The sequence below is a fragment of the Aminobacter sp. P4_D5 genome, assembly GCF_056401815.1.
Genome location: NZ_JBFUIP010000321.1, coordinates 1 through 2,908, shown reverse-complemented (window position 1 = coordinate 2,908; position 2,908 = coordinate 1). Strand labels below are relative to the sequence as shown.

General features: G+C 53.9%; 3 protein-coding genes. All 3 read left to right on the top strand.

From position 1 onward, the window contains the following. Positions 1 to 310: hypothetical protein (locus tag AC1DWF_RS31385; RefSeq protein ID WP_476842501.1), on the top strand; the 310-nt coding region annotated here is incomplete at its 5' end. 3 nt (positions 311 to 313) lie between these two features. Beyond that, complete coding sequence (locus tag AC1DWF_RS31380) at positions 314 to 1,990, top strand: AAA family ATPase (protein WP_476787701.1); 1,677 nt, start codon at positions 314 to 316, stop codon at positions 1,988 to 1,990. After that, positions 1,987 to 2,781, top strand: coding sequence for an HNH endonuclease family protein (locus AC1DWF_RS31375; protein WP_476787700.1), 795 nt, complete (start codon positions 1,987 to 1,989; stop codon positions 2,779 to 2,781). The genes AC1DWF_RS31380 and AC1DWF_RS31375 overlap by 4 nt, the downstream gene beginning before the upstream one ends. Positions 2,782 to 2,908 lie beyond the last annotated feature (127 nt).

Sequence of the window (2,908 nt, the reverse complement as noted above, 5' to 3'; positions counted from 1 at the left end):
GATTAAGGCAGAGCGTGCCGCTGAGCCGAAGGCGAAGCGCACCAAACAAGCACACAAGACAAGGCTCCCGAAGGATTTGCAGACCATGGCCAAAAACCTCGAACAAGTTCTCGCCGAAGCTAGAGATTGGGTTTCTGCGCAGGATGCCTTCCAACAATGCGGAATGGGCGGTGCTGCGACTACGGACGAGATCGAGAAAATCTATGCAGAGCTGCGCAAGCTCGACAAGGCTGGCAGGATTGAGGCTGAACCAGTCAATGACGATCAAGGGCGGAAGCTGCACGACCGGCTACGTCTGAAGGTCATGTGAACGATGCGCCTTGACAAGATCACGATCGGCAGTGCGAAGGACAGCCCGACCCATTGCTTTAAGAACCTGAAAGACGTCACCGTAGACTTCGATCAAAAACACTGGATTACGGTGGTAATCGGCTGGAATGGCACCGGGAAATCCAATGTTCTTGAAGCCTTGGCTGTCTTGTTCCGTGATCTGATTCAGGATGAACGCAAGCCTACGTTCGCCTACAATTTGACCTACCGTATGGGCAGCGGCGATGGGACCCTACACATCAACATCGATGCGGACCCTGACAGGGACAGGGAAGCGCTGATAATCCATGTCGCATCCGACGTTGAAGCGAGAGGCGTGAGAACACTAACGCCGTTTATTGATGGCGAGCCAGAAACATCTCCGCTGCGAGGGAAAAAGGTGACCCTCAAGGCGTTCTTCGACGCAGGAGCGCGACACCTGCCACGATTTGTTTTCGCTTATTACTCGGGCCAAAGTGACCGCCTCTATGAGGTGTTCAAGCCATATCTGGAGACCTTTGACAGGCAGCTTCGGCAGGGCAAAAACCCCGGCTTGAAACGGCTCTTCTATGCGTTGCCAGTCCATAGCCAATTTGTCTTGTTGGCGTTCCTGATCCAGCAGTCAAATGAGGTTCGAGAATTCCTCGCCGATCATCTCGGCATTGATCCAGACGAGGGTATAGAATCCGTCCTGTTCGTCCTTCGTCAGCCACCGTGGAAGTCCAAAGAAGGTGACCCAAGATTTTGGTACGCAAAGGGCGTTGTCGCGGATTTCTTGAGCCGACTTCAGGATATTGCCCTTGCTCCGATTGAAACGAGCCGCCGCGTGGACGTGTCGCTGTGGAGCAAAGAAACCCTTCAGTTCAAGTATCTCTACGTCAAGGATATTGAATCCCTGCGCGAGCTCGTCGGCGCACAGCGCCCAGCTGAGTTCTTCCGGGACATGGAAAGCACCCACGTCTCGCAACTTATCGAAGAAGTGCGCATACGCGTGCGCCTCAAGAAAAACGACGGGACTGTAACATTCCGAGAGCTGAGCGAAGGAGAGCAGCAGCTGTTGACTGTGCTTGGCTTGCTGAGGTTCACGGCCGAAAGTGAAAGCCTCTTCCTGCTTGACGAGCCTGACACGCACCTCAACCCGCGCTGGGCGGTCGATTACCTCAGCTATCTTCGTAGGTTCGCCGGACAAAATGACGGTGACCGTGAGAACAGCCACATCCTGATCACAACACATAATCCGTTGGCAATCGCCGAACTCGCCAAAGAGCAGGTGCAGATCCTATATCGGACGCCGGAATCAAAAGTATTGTCAGAAAATCCGGCGCTCGATCCAAAGGGGATGGGCTTCGCGAATATTGTCACCAGCGACATGTTTGGTTTGGGCACAAGTCTCGATCAGCAGACCAATGATGACCTGGTCGAATTGCATAACTTGTCTGCCAAGACTGATTTAACTGATCAGGAGCGGACCCGGATCGCAGAATTGCGGAAAGGACTTGAAGGCTTGGACTTTAATTTTGCGATGCGAGACAGGCTTGAGCAGGAGTTTCTTCGAGCTCGGTTTGACCTGGCAAACGATGGAGAAATGAACGGCGCAATCGTAACTCCGGAGAACAAGGAAAGAGCGCTACAGGCTCTGGTCGTCAGCCTGCTCTCAGATTTGCAGCAGGAACGCCCTTGAGGTTCATTGCCGTCGCACTCCCTCCAAATTTGCCGAAGAAGTGGTCCAAAGTTTACGCTGGCCGAACGACTGCGCTTGCGGGCAAAGCCACCCAGCAGCTGCGCGCCGAATATTTGAATAAGACTACAAGCTGGGGCCGCTTGAAATCGTGGCTGTCGAATTTGAGCTATGAGAAGTGCTGGTATTGCGAAGGTAAGAGTCCTCGGTCGCCTTTCGACGTGGATCACTTCCGGCCGAAACTTGGGGTCACTGTCGATGGCCATCCCCTTCCCGGGGGGTTCGGCTATTATTGGCTGGCTTATGAGTGGTGGAACTTCCGCCTATCATGTCAGCGATGCAATCGGCCCGAGAAAATAAATCGAACTACGCGCCGTGGTAAGTGGAACGAATTCCCGATTGAATCTGAGCACACGCGCTGCGCTCCAACCTCAATCACGGTGGAACAAGAAGTGCCTCGCTTCCTTGACCCCTGTGTCCAATCGGATTGCGATCTGTTGGCGTATGGCATCGACGGTGAAGTGAAGCCTGCAAGCGCGCCCGGAACATGGGAGCACGAGCGTGCGCTATACACGATCGAGCAACTGGGTTTCAACGATTGGAATGTGCCGGAAGATCGGAAGAAAGTTTGGCAAGGCTTGTCTTTGCTCGTCAAGATGGCAGGCGATGCGCCTCCCGCAGACGTAGCGGCCCATGTCAGGCGATACCTAGATCAGGACCAAGAGTATTCGCGCTTTTTTCGTTCGGCAATTGGCACTCACCGCGACAAGCAATGGATTGAAGCGCTTCTGTAATTGCGTCCAACGTCTGGACCATCAATACTCCTAGCATACGAGCGGCTACGTCGCCTTGATGCGATGGCTGCTTTCGGAGAAAGGAAACAATGGTCTCTATGGCCGACAATGGGGCGCAATGCAGACA